Consider the following 16065-nt stretch of genomic DNA (forward strand, 5'->3'; position numbering starts at 1 on the left):
TTTCTTAACATTTGAACCGAGATTTTGTTTTGTTTACTAGCAGTATACTCATTTGATAATCATGCGAATCGATTGTAAAATGTTTATTTTGACACAAAAAAAGCTACCATTCGGCAGCTTTTATTTGTATACATTTTCAATTGTTAGGCCACGTTGCTTTAACTCATTGGCTATATAGTTTTTAGCCAGTACCATGTTGCCTGCCAAAGGTTCCTCAATTGTGGAACCATCTTGAAATGTAAAAACCAGATGATCAGGCTTTGTCACACCACTTTTTTCTAGATTAACCTGCTCAACTTTCACTATTTCTTCCCACTCGACAAAATTTACTTTTAAACTAAAAAATGGATTCATATGAATACCTCTTGAATCTATCCATTTATAAGTATTAAAGCTTAATGCGATGAAACCTAAGGCAATTAATAAGGAAGTAGATACTAGACCACGTTTTATATTCTTTCCTTTTTTCGTTTTAGGTATGATCAAATAATTGATTAGTAGTACGAGGGCCATGACAAATAAAGAGACCATAAAGATAATATAAGCATTAAAATAAGGTGCAAAATAATAAAATTCATTAGGTCGATATAGTATCTCTTGAATTGGATATAGAAGAATGACAGGCACAATTAAACTTGATAAGAATAAGATAATGATTAGCCCAAATTGAATTTGCCTACCATTACTTTCCATTGAAGCTTTCCTCAATTTCCTCACCCCTTTTTCGAAAATTAAGAATTTTACATTCATTATCATTTTACCAAATTTAACATCAATTGATCAAATAATGTAAAAAATCAGCAAATCGTTTTTAACGATCCGCTGATTCAACTTTTACTGGCGTTGCATAAATCCGTTCTTCTCCTATAAAGATAGACAAGACTGCTTCTTGGCGTTTCCTTGAAACATGTAATACTTGCCTCACCTGTTCTTTTTCCTCTTTATTTAACTGTAGTCGAACGGGCTCTTGTAAACGAATAGCCAACTTTTTATTGACATTGTATTTACCCTTTTTCACTACTGTTTCAAGACTATAATCTTGCCATACTTTATTGGATAAGCCTCGATGTACATTCCAATCATCTGATTCATTTAATGTGACGACAACGCAGATTTGCCCGTCCTTTTGAAAGGCCGTTGCAAGTGTTCGTCCAGCAACCTTAGTAAAGCCCGTTTTTCCAGCGAAAGCAGTACCAGTGGCTGACTTTAAGGAACTAACAGGCTGTTCTGTCTCATCATCTATATCTGCTGCCATTCCTGAACCTTCTCTTAATAGACGGTGTTTATTTTCCCATAACATTCCGTTTACTGTATTTGCCCGATAAAGTACCGTTGAAGCAATTTTCTCAAATGTTTTATTTTGCAACGCAAGTCTTAACATCTCAGCAGTATCTCTTGCAGACGATAAATGCTCATCATGATGAAGTCCAGAAGGATTCATAAAGACGGTATTGGTAAGACCTGCAATAACAGCTCTTTCATTCATTAATTTGACAAAACCCTCTACAGACCCTCCTACATGTTCGGCTAAAGCTGTTGCAGCATCATTGCCGGAACGTAGCATTAAGCCATACAATAACGTTTCAACTGTCACCGTTTCACCAGCCTGTAGGTAAATAGAGCTCCCCTCAGCCATAGCAGCCTTAGGGGATATAACGACTTCATCCTGCAAGTCACTATTTTCAATTGCCACAAGTGCTGTCCAAATTTTTGTGAGGCTAGCAATAGGTAATCGTTCATCGCTATTGGATCCAATTAAAAGTCGACCTGTATCGCCATCCAAGACAGCATAGCCGCTTCCTCCTCTTGCAAAGCTAGCCTGAGGAAGCATTACCATTAACACAATGATCATAAACAGTGTTAAACGAAATAACCGAAGCAACGAGCCACTCCTTATTCAATGTGATAGGAAATTATAGATTTAAATTTATGTTGAAGGCTACGCATTATACCTAACCATTATTTTGCTCCGCTAAAAGTCTCTTGGAACTTCGTCATAAATAAATCTGTTTCTTGTTCTGTATCAGCAAGGTCCTCTTCAGGTAGAGGAGGCATTTCTTCTATACTATTTAAGCCAAAATAATGTAAAAATTCTTTTGTTGTTCCATATAAGATGGCACGTCCAGTCCCTTCTGACCGTCCTACCTCTTTAATTAATCCTCGTGAAACTAATGTTTGGATTGGTCGTTCACACTTCACACCGCGCAAATCTTCTATTGCTACACGTGTAATGGGCTGTTTGTATGCCACGATCGCTAACACTTCAAGGGAGGCTTGAGATAAGGATTGTGCGGTTGGATTTTCTACTAATCTTTGAATCGTATCGGCAAACTCAGATTTTGTAATGAGCTGATAAACGCCTGCAATTTCTTTCACCGTGATTCCTCTTGTTAAATCTTCTTCGTAGGTTTCTCTCAATGTATTCATTGTTTGCAGTATCAGCTCTTCCTGCTCTCCTAAGAGTTGTGAAAGTTGTTTAATCGTTAAGCCATCATCTCCCACAACAAATAATAAGGCTTCAATTCTACTCTGTAACATCAATGTTTTCGTCATCTTCCCATTCCTCCTTCTGTAAGGTAACCATTAATTCTTCAAAGTTACCATCTTGCTCTACGATGACGACCTGACGTTTCATCAGTTCAAGTAGGGATACAAACGTCAGAATAAGTGTTGGCTTATCTTCATAGGGAAAAAGCTCGAAAAATGATGCACGTCCACCTGTTAATCGTAAAGAATCCACAACAGAGCGCATTTGATCTTTTACTGATCGCTCCTGCCTTGCTACAGTTGTTTTTAATGGTTTCTTTAATTTTTTGCGACGCATCAATTTTTGAAATGCTCCAAGCATATCATAGATATTCACATTCAAATCAAATAAAGCCATCTGTTCTTCTGAGGCTAATCCTGTTAAATCAGCAGGTGGCCTCGTAAATACCTGTGCTCGGTCTGTTTCAAGCTCCTGCAAATTACTAGCTGCTTCCTTGTATTTTTTATATTCGATTAAGCGTTGCACGAGTTCTTCACGAGGGTCAGGGCCGTCCACTTCTAATTCTGCGTCCTCCATCTCTCCTTCGTGAATTGGCAATAACATGCGGCTTTTAATTGCCAGTAACGTTGCTGCCATTACTAAATATTCACTTGCTTCATTTAACTCTAGTACTTGCATTGCATGTATATGGTCGATATATTGTTGTGTAATTTCAGCCATTGGGATATCATAGATATCAATTTCCAATCTGTGAATTAAATGCAATAATAAATCAAGAGGCCCTGAAAAGGCTTCTAATTTTACTTCATAAGACATTATTTTACCACCCTGAGATTCTATGTTCTTTTAGTATAGTGGAAAGGAGTCCAAAATGCATCCACAGCATCATACTTTATTTATAGATTACTGTGCCTATTTTAATGGCAATCAAGATTTTTTTGAATGCCATGAAGTGCTAGAGGAATATTGGAAGGAAATTGCACCTGGTGATAAAATGCATCCGCTTGTCGGCTATGTGCAGCTGGCAACAGGTTTCTATCATTGGCGACGTGGTAACAATACTGGTGCTAAACGAATTTTAGAAAAAGCACTTCATAACTTTCAAGAAAATGAAGGGCATGTTTTTTTCCAAGAAATTGATTATCTTGAACTCCTAACACAAATAACAAAAGCTATCACTTCGATTAAAACGGGCAAGTCCTTTCAAACTTTCCAGCTCCCTCTTTCACCTCACTTGCTGGATTTAGCCCTAGCACGTATAAAGCTTTTGCCATCAAATAGCTCAAATTATCTTCTTCATAAACATATGCTTCGAGATCGCTCACATATTCTTGCAGAGCGACAAGAAAGCAAACAAAGAAAAAGCAGACGTTGTTAATCGTCTGCTTTTTCATCGATACAATGAATACATTTTTGAACAAAACTACGTGTTTCATCTGTAGCACGCACACTTTCATATTGGCCAAGTTCCGCCACTTCTTGAAGCATCTCCGTTGCTACTCCCTCTCCCCTATAGGAAGGGATCACCGACACGTGCTGGATTGTGGCTATATTATGCTCGTCAACAACAAGCCCTACAATGCCAACATATTCATCATTCTTTTTCCATAAGTATAAAACCCAATTATCGTCATTTTCATAGGAGTGGATGGTTTCTGTAAGCTTTTTTACGTCTTTTTCGTTAGGCATAAATGAAAGTAGCCCCATTGCTATTTTCTCTAAAGCTTTTTTATATCGAATTAACATATTTGTCTATTCCCTCTTTTTCTAGCTGTACATAATCTTTGACTATCCTACACGATTTGTACTTTTACCGCAAGCCAATTTCTGTCTTACGAACCAGGTCCGAGAATACCTTTCGACGCCAACACCCAATAGACTACGCCCCATAATAAAATAAATGTTGTAATGGACGCTAGTAATACCCACTTATTTTTCCTCAAATTTACTCACCCTTTTTTAAAGTTAGCGGGAGATCGTTTTGCACAATATCTTCATAACTTTCGCGGCGAATAGCTAGTTGATGCTGTCCATCCTCTACAAATACAACTGCAGGTCTTGGCACACGATTATAGTTACTAGCCATCGAATAACCATACGCACCTGTACAGAAGATGGCTAACACATCACCTGAAGCAGCATCTTGTAGTTTAGCATCAATAATTAATTTATCGCCAGATTCACATAATTTACCAGCAACTGTATAGAGCTCATCTTTCGGCTCATTCGCCTTACTTACGATGACTGCCTCATACTTAGCGTCGTATAATGCGGGACGGATATTATCGCTCATACCTCCATCGACAGCAATATATTTTCGCACATCTGGCACAGTTTTTTGTGAACCGATTGTATAAAGAGATGTTCCTGCATCACCTACAAGTGATCGACCTGGTTCAATCCAAATTTCCGGCATCTTCAGTCCAAGAACAGTTGCTTTATTTTTGACAACTGTAATCATATCCTCTACATATACTTGTGGTTCAAGCGGTGCATCTTCTTCAGTATAACGAATACCAAAGCCCCCACCTAAGTTTAACACAGTACATGTAAATCCGTGAGTCTTGTTCCAATCAGAAATTTTGTCAATCAATTTTTCTCCAGCCAATCCAAAACCGGCAGTGTCAAAAATTTGTGAGCCAATATGGCAATGTAAACCAAGTAGCTCTAGGAATTCATGGTTAAATGTTTGTTGGAATGCTTCATCTGCTTGACCATTGTTTAAGTCAAAGCCGAATTTTGAATCTGCTTGACCTGTCGTGATGAAATCATGCGTATGTGCTTCAACACCTGGTGTAACACGTAATAATATACGCATTTTTTGCTGACGGCGCTCCGAAATATCTTTTAAAAGCTGTATTTCATAGAAATTATCTACAACAATACATCCAATCTTGGAGTCAAAAGCTAGCTCTAATTCAGCAATGCTTTTATTGTTACCATGAAAATGAATGCGCTCTGCAGGGAAACCTGCCTTTAAGGCAGTAAATAATTCTCCACCAGATACAACATCCAATGATAAATTTTCTTCTGCTGCTAATTGATACACCGCTACACATGCAAATGCTTTTGAAGCATAAGCTACTTCTGCTTTTACACCTAGTTTTTTAAACGTATCGATAAAGCTGCGCGCACGCTTACGAATAAGTGCAGTATCATACACGAAAAGTGGTGTACCATACTCTTTTGCTAGCTCTAATGTGTCTACCTGTCCAATTGTTAAATGACCATCTTCAGAAATCGCTTGTGTTCCATATAAATGCATGTGCATCTCTCCCTTTTCACATCGTTCCATCTTGTTATTTTTACGGTTTGAAAGTGGAAGGGTTCTTTACTATATTAGAACCATTCCATCAAAAAATTATTTCCCTCACATATAAAAAAACAAATGTATAGTTCTTGCTTTTTCTTGAATGAAAATAATTTTTGCAAAAATCACAAAATACTATATGTGAACTTTATCACATGAAAAAAACGAGTGCAACGGCTCCTATGATCTTTTTCGCTGTTTGGAAGCGACTACATAAGGTCTTAGTGCATCCGCTGTCATTGGGAAGCGAATAATGACGCGAAGCATTGCTGTTGGAAAGAATGGAACAAGCGGCCATAAATAAGGTGCCTGCATTGGTCGCAATGAACATAAATACGTAAACAATAAAAATAAACCAATAAATAACCCATTGACACCCCAGAGACCCGTCATCAGAAGTAGCAGTAACCTAAAAATTTTAATGGAGATACTAAGCTCATAGGATGGAATAATGAAAATAAGAATGGCTGCCACCGCTGTATAGAGGACCACCTCTGAAGAGAATAATCCAACATCAATCGCAATTTGACCAATGATTACCCCCGCAACCAATCCCATCGCTGTGGACAATGGTGACGGAGTATGAATGGCGGCCATCCTCAAAAATTCTATTCCAATATCTGCAATCAAAATTTGTAGTAATAAAGGTACATGCGATTTCTCCTCCGTACCTAAAAAGGAGAGGGCATCTGGAAGTAGGGATTCATTCGTTGCAAATACATACCACAATGGCAATAAAAGTAAACCCATTACAGAGCCAAAATATCGCATAAAACGTACAAACGTCCCTACTGTGGGTGCCTGACGATATTCCTCTGCATGCTGCAATAAATGAAACACTGTAACAGGTACTAAAATAACGGATGGAGAAGTATCGACTAATATAGCTATATGCCCTTCAAGTAGATGAGCTGCAGCAATATCAGGTCTCTCCGTATAACGTACAAATGGAACTGGGTGGAACTTTTGTTTAAAGAGCCATTCTTCTAATGATTTATCGGCCATCGTCAAGCCATCATGATTTATTTGTCCAAGACGCTGTCGTAAACTTTCGAGCATATCTTCATTGGCAACATCCTTCATAAACGCGATCGCCACGTCGGTTTGACCGATTTTGGATATTTTATGTAGCTCGAAACGTAGATTACTATTACGAATTCGCCTACGTATTAAGGCTGTGTTTTGAGAAATCCCTTCTGTAAAGCCATCCCTTGATCCACGGATAACTTTTTCATTATCTGGCTCTTCTGGAGAGCGTCCTGGATAGTTTCTAAGCTCTGCAACATAGCAATAGCCACTTTTAGTAATAAAGGTGACTTGTCCACTTAAAATGGCTAGCAAATAGGCTTTACGCTCTGTTTCTTCTGAACGTCCATGGAAATTAAAGTAAGACTCAAAATATTCCTTCTCATCCTCTACATCAATTTCAATGTCCTCATCTGGAAGCATGCTAGACAGCAACTGTGTTAAAGCTTCTCCATCTACAAGCCCACTAATATATGCACAAAGGACCGGCAAATCTTTGACAAATAAGTGTTTAATACCAACGTCAAACGATTCGCCGTCACCAAATTGTTCGATAAGAAAATCTTCGGCTTCTTCTAAGCTGTTAAATAATTTATTTGTCATGCTGTCACCATTTTCTTAGATGTCTTTTTTTATTACTTCCTGCTCCACTGTTGCACTTGTTGCCATCCAACTTTTCAGCTGGGCAAGGATTTTTTTCTCTAATCGGGAAACCTGTACCTGCGATATACCTAATCTATTTGCAATTTCAGTTTGCGTGCAATCTGAAAAATAGCGAAGATATATGATAGACTGCTCTCTTGGCTCAAGTCTCGTTAGTACTTCTTTTAATGGGATGTAATCAAATGGTTGCTCCGATTTTTCATCCTTCATTTGATCCATTAGTGTAATGGAATCCCCCTCACTCTCATACAATTGCTCATGAAGAGAGGCAGGGTCTCTCAATGCATCGGATGCTGTAACAATTTCCTCTGTTGTCACACCAAGCACCTGAGCAAGCTCTTGAATGGTTGGTGGATGTTCGTTCTTTTTAATAAATTCATCTGTAGCATGACGGATTTTAAAATTGAGCTCACGAATAGAGCGGCTCACCTTCACCATGCCATCATCCCTTAAAAAGCGCTGAATTTCTCCAATGATCATCGGTACAGCATAGGTTGAAAATTTCACATCATAGGTTAAATCAAATTTATCCACAGATTTCATGAGCCCTATGCAGCCAATCTGGAATAAATCCTCAAGCTCAACACCTCTCGTTGTAAAACGTTGAACAATGGACCACACAAGTCTCGTATTGCCTTCTACCATTCGTTTACGAGCCTCATGATCGCCCTGCTGTGCGCGTGCAATTAAATCACGCATTTCCTCCTGAGACAATAGCTTATCGGACGACTGTTCTAACGGCTTCACGGGTTTAACCTCACATTACCGCTGTGCGAACTGTGTAAAATTTCTTCGTGAATGTTACAGTTGTTCCTTCTTGCCATTTTGATATAACTGTTAGCTGATCTGAAAAGCTATCCATAATCGTGAAGCCCATACCCGAACGCTCCATCATACTTTTTGTTGTAAATAATGGCTCCATCGCTCGACTAACGTCTTCAATTCCTATCCCTTTATCCATGACAGATACTGTCACAATATCATCCTCACGTTTAGCATGAACTGTCACAACACCCTTACCATCTTCTTCATAGCCATGAATAATAGCATTGGAAACTGCTTCTGAGACAACTGTTTTAAATTCTGATAGCTCATCAATAGTTGGATCTAATTGAGCAATAAAGCCTGTAACAGCTACACGCGCTAAAGCTTCATTTTCACTAATTGCCAAAAAAGTTAATGTCATTTCGTTATCCATTTACAATCCCCCTTACGCGATCAATCGCTTGTTCCTCTGTTGCATCCATCATCCACGGTCCTAAACCTGAAAATTGAAATACTTTTCGCATTGTTGGCGATGGATTCAATAATATAGTTCGCCCAGCAACTGCCTCTAACTCACGCATACGACCAAGCACTAATCCAACTCCCGAACTATCCATGAAAGATAGTCCTTCCAAGTTCCAAATGATGGTCGTCACAGTGCCTTGAAAAATTGCTGCAGAAATTTTCGCTCGAATTTGTTCAACGGCATGATGATCGAGCTCCCCAAACAAACGTATAACGACTGTCTCTCTTGTGACCATTTCTAATTGATAATGCATGAACATCGCCTCCTCCTCGTGCAATTCCACATTCAATAGGTTGAATCCTTGTGGCTGACAGAACTAGTGCAAAGTCTTCCGAAATAGTGTCTAATCGACATACTTATAGCTTTTTAGGTTAAGTGCAGTATGGGATAAATCTACAATTTCTAAACGCTATCGAGCTCTAAATTTTGGCGATTCATCGAACACACAAAAAAACGAGAACCCTCATAAGTGAGGGCTCTCGCTAATAATCTTTATGCAATTGTATAAGCTTGCTGAATTTTATTAATTGTCTCTTCGTCAATTGGCTGATTGGAATACAAATAAGCAATCGTATCGCCATTATTAACATGATCACCTTTTTTGGCGATTAGCTGAATTCCTGCATCATAATCAAGCTTTGATTCCTTCGTTAAACGTCCAGCGCCTAGACTAACACTTGCTTCTCCGACTAATAAAGCATTAATCGTCTCCACCGTGCCCTCTGAAACCGCTGTCACTGCTACTTTATGAGCTGTGTCATTTTGAACAATATCAGAGACTACTCCTCCTTGCGCCACAATAAACTCCTCGAATTTTGCAGCTGCAGAGCCATCTGCTAGCACTCGCTTAACAGCAGCTGTTGCTTCCGCTTCATTCACACCTGCCGCAATTTGGTACATCAAGGAAGAGATGACAACACATTCATCAACCAAATCTTCATGCGTTTCTTCCATACGTCCACTTAATAGGGCATAAGCCTCCACTACCTCAAGCTTATTACCAATCATTTTCCCTAAAGGATTATCCATATCACTGATGTGTGCGATGACTTTACGGCCAAGTTTTTCTCCAATAGCCGTCATTGTATCTGCTAAACGCTGTGCTTCTTCCTGCGTCTTCATAAACGCACCTGAGCCACATTTTACATCGAGGACTATACCATCGGCACCACTTGCAATTTTTTTACTCATAATCGACGCTGCGATTAATGGAATAGAATCGACAGTACCTGTCACATCACGCAATGCATATAATTTTTTGTCGGCTGGTACTAGATTACCTGTTTGTCCAGCAACGGCAATTTTATGCTGATTGACATTATCAATGAACTCCTGTGATGAAAGCTCTGTTTTAAAGCCCTGAATGGATTCAAGTTTATCAATTGTCCCCCCAGTAATCCCTAAGCCTTTACCACTAAATTTCGCAACAGGAATTCCTAGAGCAGCAATAATTGGCGTAACCACAAGTGTAACCTTGTCACCAACCCCTCCAGTTGAGTGTTTATCAATTTTAAAGCCTTCAATAGATGTTAAATCAATGACATCGCCTGATTCGATCATTGCCTTTGTTAAATAAAATGTCTCATCATCAGACATGCCTAGTAAACGTATCGCCATTAATAAAGAACTTGCTTGATAATCTGGGATAGAGCCTGTCGTATAGCCTTCAACAAAATACTGAATTTCAGCTTGAGAAAGCTCTAATCCTTGTTTTTTCTTTTCAAACAATTGAACCATATTCATACAAAAAACCCCCTTATTTCAAATCATGTAAGAAACTTTTACCGAATGGCGGTGCTTCTACATGAAAGTTTTCTGCAACTGTTGCTGCAATATCTGCAAAGGTTTCACGAAGTTCAAGTTCCGCACCACCTTTAAAACGTGGTGAATAGACAATTAGTGGTACATATTCGCGTGTATGATCTGTCCCTGGGAAGGTTGGATCATTGCCGTGATCTGCTGTAATAATTAATAGATCGTCTTCTGACATTACCTCTAGAATTTCTGGTAGACGTGCATCAAATTCTTGTAATGCCTGTCCATAGCCTAGAGGATCACGTCGATGGCCGAAATTGGCATCAAAGTCGACTAAATTTAAGAAGCTTAGACCACGGAAGTCACGACGTACAACTTCTGCAAATTGATCCATACCATCCATATTATTTTTTGTACGTACAGCATCTGTCACACCTTCACCATTGAAAATATCTGAGATTTTTCCAATTGCAATCACATCAAACCCCGCGTCCTTCAAAACATTCATTGTTGTACGACCAAATGGCTTTAACGCATAATCATGACGATTGGATGTACGAGTAAAGTTTCCAGGCGTACCCACAAATGGTCGTGCGATGACGCGACCTACTAAATATTCAGGCTGTAATGTTAATTCACGAGCAATTTCGCAAATTTTATATAACTCTTCTAGTGGAATGATTTCTTCATGAGCAGCAATTTGTAAAACAGGATCGGCTGATGTATAGACAATAATCGCACCTGTTTCCATATGCTCCTTCCCGAAATCTTCAATTACTTGTGTACCACTTGCTGGCTGATTGCATAGCACTTTCCGACCTGTACGTTTCTCTAGCTCATCAATTAGCTCTGCTGGAAACCCATCTGGATACACTTTAAATGGTTTATCAATATTTAACCCCATGATTTCCCAATGGCCAGTCATCGTATCTTTACCAACTGATGCTTCTTGCATTTTACCGTAGTATGCTTTAGGGTCAGTAGTTGCATGCATTCCATGCAATGGTTCAATATTTGCTAAACCAAATGACTCCATTACTGGCATTGTAAGCCCATTCATTTTTTCAGCGATATGTCCTAGTGTATGTGCGCCAACATCCCCAAATTTAGCAGCGTCTGGCGCTTCACCAATACCTACGGAATCCATGACAACAACATGGATTTTGTTAAAAGGTTTATTCATAATGGTTGCCTCCTAATCTCATGACTCTATTTTACCAAAAAAATGCGAAAAATAAAGGTCAGACATCCGACTGAAAAATAATTTTTTACTATTATCTTTTAAGCACGTGGATGGAATTGCTTATAGACCTCAGATAATCTTGTTTTGCTAATATGTGTATAAATCTGGGTAGTAGAAATATCTGCATGACCAAGCATCTCCTGCACCGCTCGTAAATCGGCTCCATTTTCAACCAAATGAGTGGCAAAGGAATGACGCAATGTATGTGGTGTTAATTCATGTTGGATGCCTGCCTTTAACGCATGCTCCTTCATTAATTTCCAACAACCCTGCCTTGTTAAACGTTTCCCTCTTTGATTAATAAAAAACGCATCTGTTTTGGGGTACTTTCCCTGTAATTGACTACGAGCACCATTTAAATAGGCATTTATTGCCGAAAGTGCGCTTTTGCCGAGTGGAATGATTCGCTCCTTGCCACCCTTCCCAAATACACGTACAAAGCCCATGGTTAAATGAATATCAGCTAAATCCAGTGCAATAAGTTCACTGATGCGCATACCAGACCCATATAGTAACTCCAGCATGGCAAGATCACGTATACCTTGTGGCTTACTTTTATTTGGAGCTGTTAGTAAAGCTTCAATCTCTTGGATAGATAAAATATTAGGCAACTTTTGCTCAATTATCGGCATCTCCAAATGGACTGTCGGATCAGTTTCTGCGCGCTTTTCTCGTAGTAAAAATTGGTGGAAACTCCGAATCGATGAAATATGACGGGCAACGGTACGACTTGTCTTTCCCTGTGCCCGCAATTGCTCTAAATGGCGTAATATAGTTGTCCGTTCTACCACACTAAAATCAGACATACCTTCTGCTTCCTTTAAAAAATGTACATAGCTTTCTAAATCTCGGCGATAGGATGCTAATGTATTAACAGATAACTGCCTTTCCACCTGAATAAAATGGATATAGTCCTCTACTGCATATTGAAATTCATTCATCACAACGCCCCCTCACTGTCAATTATTCTCTATTTTAGCATGGCCTTAAGAAATGTGCTAAAGGACCCTCCATTCGACATAAACCACCAACCCTAATGGTGTCTATACTTCAATAAAAAAAACAAAAAACTGCCCGATTCAATCTATACCAAAGATTAAAACAGACAGTTTTTCGTTATTTTTCTTCATTCGATTCGTCGTTTTTATCATGACAGCGCCAGCATATGCCGTGGAAAGTTAGTCGGTGATCTTTTATAATAAAGTTCCAACGTTTTTCAACAACGGCTTCCACATCTTCAAGTAAATCTTCTTGAATTTCATCAACAGCACCACATTCGATACAAACAAGATGATGGTGGAAATGGGCAGCTCCCTCTTGGCGTAAATCATAGCGCGATACGCCATCGCCAAAGTTGATTTTGTCGACAATTTTGAGCTCAGTTAATAATTCTAACGTTCTATAAACAGTAGCTAGACCAATCTCAGGTGCTTTTTCTTTTACTAAAAGATAAACATCTTCAGCACTTAGGTGGTCCTCTTCGTGCTCAAGCAAAACAGCAACTGTCGCTTCTCGCTGCGGCGTCAGCTTGTAACTAGCACTATGCAACTGTTTTTTTATACGATCAATTCGGCTCTCCATGTGACGCCCCCCTAAACTCTTTCCATTATACCAAAGGAGTAAATCCTATTACAAGATAGTGAATAGATTTCTAACATGCTTCTACTTTTTTATCTGATCACAATTTTGGTCTATTCAATCCATCATTTTAACACATAAGAAATAACAATAAACTCAGCAACTATTATGATGAAAAATGCGATAAAATTCAACAAAATTGTCCGACCAGATACTTGTTTCCCGATTTTTCGCTTTGACCAAGCGGGTACAAGTAAATTGCATAGGACTAGCAACAATATACAATAGATGAGCTGAAATGGAAACCACCAAATCGTATAAAGCCAAAAAGCTTCAAGTTTTTGTAATAAAAAAACCGAACTAAAGCCAAAAAAAGTGGCACGCATGGCTACAGTCACACGCACTAACACCTTTAAGACGCTATGTGTTGCTAGTAATAATATAAGACCTATGGAAATAGCAACAGGCAGTACTAAACGAAAAATGGATTGCCTGTCCCCATCTGCTAAACGAGGCTCTATAAATAATATAAAGGGTTCCGCTTTCGGTCCACCAATAATATGAAAGAAAATAACGCCACAAACAAAACTTACTGCAATGATGGAAGCGTGATAAAAAATAGACACCGTACGAGACATAAACATGCTCCTTTTCTATCAAGGTTTGTACAGCTTATGCTCGTCCGTCTCTATTATGCTAAAAGATTATTTTCTAAATTTGCAGCTAGCCATAGCACTGCGAATGCTGTTTTAGCATCATATATACGCTGGTCAGCCACCATTACTTGTGCTTCTTCCAACGAAACTTCTAATAGTTCGACAAATTCATCCTCATCTAAATCTGCTTTATTGTCTATTGTATATAATCCCCTCGCCACAAACAAATGAAGAACTTCATCCGCAAAGCCTGGTGATGTTGCAAATGTTTGTAAAAAAGTAAGTTGATGCGCACCATAACCTGTTTCTTCCTCTAATTCTCGACGTGCTGTCATCACTGGCTCCTCACCTGGCTCTAGCTTTCCAGCTGGAATTTCAATAATAGAACGCTCCAGCGCTTTACGATATTGTTCTACTAACACTAGTTTACCCTCGTCCGTAACAGCAATCACCGCTACGGCACCTGGATGCTTAATGATTTCACGTTTTGCAACCTGTCCATTTGGTAAAGTGACATCATCAATTTGTAGTTTTATTATTCTACCGTCATAGATCGGTGTCGTTTTCGTTGTTTTTTCCTCAAACTTTTTCATTGACGATAACCTCGCTTGTTCTTCAGATATGTTCATTGTACCATTACAAGTAGAGAAATCGAAGGAGGTCATTCGTATGAAAAAAAGACAGCTTGGTACAAGTGAATTGTTTATTTCAGAGATTAGTTTAGGGGGCATGTCTCTTTCGACAGATAAAACACAAGCAGCTGCCATTGTCGATATGGCATTAGATGCTGGCATTAACTATATAGATACAGCTGATTTATATGATTATGGTGCAAATGAAGAGATTATTGGCGCAACGTTAGGTAAGCGTCGTCATGATGTCATCCTAGCAACAAAGGTAGGTAATCGGTGGGCAGAAGGGGTAGATGGCTGGCATTGGGACGCATCACCATCCTATATAAAAGAAGCTGTCCATGCTAGCTTACGACGTTTAGGAACAGACTACATTGATGTATATCAATTACACGGTGGCACAATCGAAGATGATTGGGACGAGATAATTGACACATTTGAAGGACTGAAAAAAGAAGGGCTCATTCGTGAATATGGTATATCCTCCATTCGTCCTAATGTATTGCAGCGATTTTTACCTGCAAGCTCCGCTAGAAGCGTCATGATGCAATACAGTGCCCTCGATCGCCGCCCTGAAGAATGGTTTAACTTTATTGCGAAACAGAGTGCTTCTGTTGTAACACGTGGCACAGTGGCAAAGGGCTTATTAACAAATAGCTGGCAACAACGTCTACAACATGTTAATGGTTTTAACACCTATACTGCTGAGGAGTTAACAACAACGTTAACAGACTTAGCTTTACACTATAATAACTTGCATGCTTTGGCTATCGCTTTTAATCTAAAAGAGCCGACAATCGCTTCTACGGTCATTGGCGCAAGCTCTCAACAACAACTAGCACAAACGCTTGCTTCCTACGAAAAAATTAATTCAATAACAGATTTCAAGGTAGCTAATGAGCTAACAAAAAATGAGTACTATCAAGAACATCGATGAAAAAATGGCTAATTTTACTCATTTGTCTAGTTGTACTAGTAATCTCCTCTAGTATGACCTATGAGCAACAGAGTATACTACCAGAATTAGAAGATTTGCTCGCCAATAAACCTTTTGAAAAACAACTATCTATTTTAAAAATTCCCTATTGGGGAACCATCGTTTCAGTGGAAGAGCGAGGTTATTTTCCATTTGTAGAGTTTTTAATTCGTAAATTGACACACTTCATGGGATTTGGATGCATCGCACTTGGCCTTTACTTCGCCTGGGGAAAAAGACGTTTTGCAGCAAGTATTGCTATCGGTGGAACGGCAACAATCGCGGTGCTTGATGAATTTCGTCAAAGCTTTACGCCAGGTCGTACTATGAGTGCTCAAGATGTGCTTGTCGATACAGCTGGAGCCATTGTTTTTGTTAGTCTCGTTGTTGCAGTAAGAAAAATACTCAAAAATAAAAGACAAAAGGCTCAATTATAGCCTTTTGTCT

19 protein-coding genes are annotated in these 16065 nt (G+C 39.0%); 3 read left to right on the top strand and 16 right to left on the bottom strand.

The window, feature by feature from the left end:
- Positions 1-120 precede the first annotated feature (120 nt).
- From VK91_RS04860 to VK91_RS04875, 4 genes are all read right to left on the bottom strand, one after another.
- The gene (locus tag VK91_RS04860) at positions 121-708 is read right to left on the bottom strand and encodes an alkaline shock response membrane anchor protein AmaP (RefSeq protein WP_231595581.1); all 588 of its coding nucleotides are present in this window, start codon (positions 706-708) and stop codon (positions 121-123) included.
- Positions 709-811: 103 nt separating this feature from the next.
- A complete protein-coding gene (locus VK91_RS04865) occupies positions 812-1882 on the bottom strand; it encodes a D-alanyl-D-alanine carboxypeptidase family protein (RefSeq protein WP_053075681.1) in 1071 nt (356 codons plus the stop codon).
- Positions 1883-1959: 77 nt separating this feature from the next.
- Positions 1960-2553, bottom strand: coding sequence for an SMC-Scp complex subunit ScpB (scpB, locus tag VK91_RS04870; protein ID WP_048391293.1), 594 nt, complete (start codon positions 2551-2553; stop codon positions 1960-1962).
- Positions 2525-3304, bottom strand: a complete 780-nt coding sequence (locus VK91_RS04875) for a segregation/condensation protein A (RefSeq protein WP_016992993.1) — start codon at positions 3302-3304, stop codon at positions 2525-2527. The genes scpB and VK91_RS04875 overlap by 29 nt, the downstream gene beginning before the upstream one ends.
- 55 nt (positions 3305-3359) lie before the next feature.
- Here VK91_RS04875 and VK91_RS04880 point away from each other — a divergent pair, with 55 nt between their 5' ends.
- The gene (locus VK91_RS04880) at positions 3360-3866 is read left to right on the top strand and encodes a DUF309 domain-containing protein (protein WP_048391294.1); all 507 of its coding nucleotides are present in this window, start codon (positions 3360-3362) and stop codon (positions 3864-3866) included.
- On the opposite strand, the gene VK91_RS04885 is transcribed toward VK91_RS04880, so the two are convergent.
- The 12 genes from VK91_RS04885 to VK91_RS04940 form a co-directional block, all read right to left on the bottom strand.
- Positions 3863-4234 (bottom strand): GNAT family N-acetyltransferase, encoded by a 372-nt coding sequence (locus VK91_RS04885; protein WP_004232192.1) that lies wholly within the window; start codon positions 4232-4234, stop codon positions 3863-3865. The genes VK91_RS04880 and VK91_RS04885 overlap by 4 nt on opposite strands.
- 199 nt (positions 4235-4433) lie before the next feature.
- Entirely contained in the window at positions 4434-5753 is a 1320-nt protein-coding gene (lysA, locus tag VK91_RS04890) for a diaminopimelate decarboxylase (RefSeq protein WP_048391295.1), read from the bottom strand.
- A 225-nt stretch (positions 5754-5978) separates the two neighbouring features.
- Positions 5979-7427 (bottom strand): spore germination protein, encoded by a 1449-nt coding sequence (locus tag VK91_RS04895; RefSeq protein ID WP_004232186.1) that lies wholly within the window; start codon positions 7425-7427, stop codon positions 5979-5981.
- Positions 7428-7442: 15 nt separating this feature from the next.
- Entirely contained in the window at positions 7443-8234 is a 792-nt protein-coding gene (gene sigF, locus VK91_RS04900) for an RNA polymerase sporulation sigma factor SigF (protein WP_009370709.1), read from the bottom strand.
- Positions 8235-8244: 10 nt separating this feature from the next.
- Positions 8245-8685: an anti-sigma F factor gene (gene spoIIAB, locus VK91_RS04905; protein ID WP_048391296.1), complete on the bottom strand. Its 441-nt coding sequence runs from the start codon at positions 8683-8685 to the stop codon at positions 8245-8247.
- Positions 8678-9031, bottom strand: a complete 354-nt coding sequence (gene spoIIAA, locus VK91_RS04910; protein WP_004232181.1) for an anti-sigma F factor antagonist — start codon at positions 9029-9031, stop codon at positions 8678-8680. The genes spoIIAB and spoIIAA overlap by 8 nt, the downstream gene beginning before the upstream one ends.
- A gap of 239 nt (positions 9032-9270) precedes the next feature.
- Entirely contained in the window at positions 9271-10521 is a 1251-nt protein-coding gene (locus VK91_RS04915; RefSeq protein WP_048391297.1) for a thymidine phosphorylase, read from the bottom strand.
- Between the two features lie 13 nt (positions 10522-10534).
- Entirely contained in the window at positions 10535-11716 is a 1182-nt protein-coding gene (deoB, locus tag VK91_RS04920) for a phosphopentomutase (protein ID WP_048391302.1), read from the bottom strand.
- Positions 11717-11814: 98 nt separating this feature from the next.
- Positions 11815-12717 carry a site-specific tyrosine recombinase XerD gene (gene xerD, locus VK91_RS04925; protein WP_048391303.1) on the bottom strand — a complete coding sequence of 301 codons (903 nt, stop codon included), beginning with the start codon at positions 12715-12717 and terminating at the stop codon, positions 11815-11817.
- Between the two features lie 175 nt (positions 12718-12892).
- Entirely contained in the window at positions 12893-13357 is a 465-nt protein-coding gene (locus VK91_RS04930; RefSeq protein ID WP_004232171.1) for a Fur family transcriptional regulator, read from the bottom strand.
- 122 nt (positions 13358-13479) lie between these two features.
- Positions 13480-13992, bottom strand: a complete 513-nt coding sequence (locus VK91_RS04935; RefSeq protein WP_004232169.1) for a hypothetical protein — start codon at positions 13990-13992, stop codon at positions 13480-13482.
- A 53-nt stretch (positions 13993-14045) separates the two neighbouring features.
- Complete coding sequence (locus tag VK91_RS04940) at positions 14046-14603, bottom strand: NUDIX domain-containing protein (protein ID WP_048391304.1); 558 nt, start codon at positions 14601-14603, stop codon at positions 14046-14048.
- Positions 14604-14679: 76 nt separating this feature from the next.
- Here VK91_RS04940 and VK91_RS04945 point away from each other — a divergent pair, with 76 nt between their 5' ends.
- A complete protein-coding gene (locus tag VK91_RS04945; protein ID WP_048391306.1) occupies positions 14680-15579 on the top strand; it encodes an aldo/keto reductase in 900 nt (299 codons plus the stop codon).
- Positions 15576-16055: a VanZ family protein gene (locus VK91_RS04950; RefSeq protein ID WP_048391309.1), complete on the top strand. Its 480-nt coding sequence runs from the start codon at positions 15576-15578 to the stop codon at positions 16053-16055. Before VK91_RS04945 ends, VK91_RS04950 begins: the two co-directional genes overlap by 4 nt.
- The last annotated feature ends 10 nt before the right edge of the window (positions 16056-16065 follow it).

Source organism: Lysinibacillus sp. LK3, assembly GCF_001043675.1.
GTDB lineage: Bacteria > Bacillota > Bacilli > Bacillales_A > Planococcaceae > Lysinibacillus > Lysinibacillus capsici.

Bases quoted from the DNA above. Each gene is read 5' to 3' on its own strand.
- scpB (WP_048391293.1), bottom strand. From the start codon at position 2,553: ATGACGAAAACATTGATGTTACAGAGTAGAATTGAAGCCTTATTATTT.
- VK91_RS04875 (WP_016992993.1), bottom strand. From the start codon at position 3,304: ATGTCTTATGAAGTAAAATTAGAAGCCTTTTCAGGGCCTCTTGATTTA.
- VK91_RS04880 (WP_048391294.1), top strand. From the start codon at position 3,360: ATGCATCCACAGCATCATACTTTATTTATAGATTACTGTGCCTATTTT.
- VK91_RS04885 (WP_004232192.1), bottom strand. From the start codon at position 4,234: ATGTTAATTCGATATAAAAAAGCTTTAGAGAAAATAGCAATGGGGCTA.
- lysA (WP_048391295.1), bottom strand. From the start codon at position 5,753: ATGCATTTATATGGAACACAAGCGATTTCTGAAGATGGTCATTTAACA.
- VK91_RS04895 (WP_004232186.1), bottom strand. From the start codon at position 7,427: ATGACAAATAAATTATTTAACAGCTTAGAAGAAGCCGAAGATTTTCTT.
- spoIIAB (WP_048391296.1), bottom strand. From the start codon at position 8,685: ATGGATAACGAAATGACATTAACTTTTTTGGCAATTAGTGAAAATGAA.
- spoIIAA (WP_004232181.1), bottom strand. From the start codon at position 9,031: ATGCATTATCAATTAGAAATGGTCACAAGAGAGACAGTCGTTATACGT.
- VK91_RS04915 (WP_048391297.1), bottom strand. From the start codon at position 10,521: ATGAATATGGTTCAATTGTTTGAAAAGAAAAAACAAGGATTAGAGCTT.
- deoB (WP_048391302.1), bottom strand. From the start codon at position 11,716: ATGAATAAACCTTTTAACAAAATCCATGTTGTTGTCATGGATTCCGTA.
- xerD (WP_048391303.1), bottom strand. From the start codon at position 12,717: ATGAATGAATTTCAATATGCAGTAGAGGACTATATCCATTTTATTCAG.
- VK91_RS04930 (WP_004232171.1), bottom strand. From the start codon at position 13,357: ATGGAGAGCCGAATTGATCGTATAAAAAAACAGTTGCATAGTGCTAGT.
- VK91_RS04935 (WP_004232169.1), bottom strand. From the start codon at position 13,992: ATGTCTCGTACGGTGTCTATTTTTTATCACGCTTCCATCATTGCAGTA.
- VK91_RS04940 (WP_048391304.1), bottom strand. From the start codon at position 14,603: ATGAAAAAGTTTGAGGAAAAAACAACGAAAACGACACCGATCTATGAC.
- VK91_RS04945 (WP_048391306.1), top strand. From the start codon at position 14,680: ATGAAAAAAAGACAGCTTGGTACAAGTGAATTGTTTATTTCAGAGATT.
- VK91_RS04950 (WP_048391309.1), top strand. From the start codon at position 15,576: ATGAAAAAATGGCTAATTTTACTCATTTGTCTAGTTGTACTAGTAATC.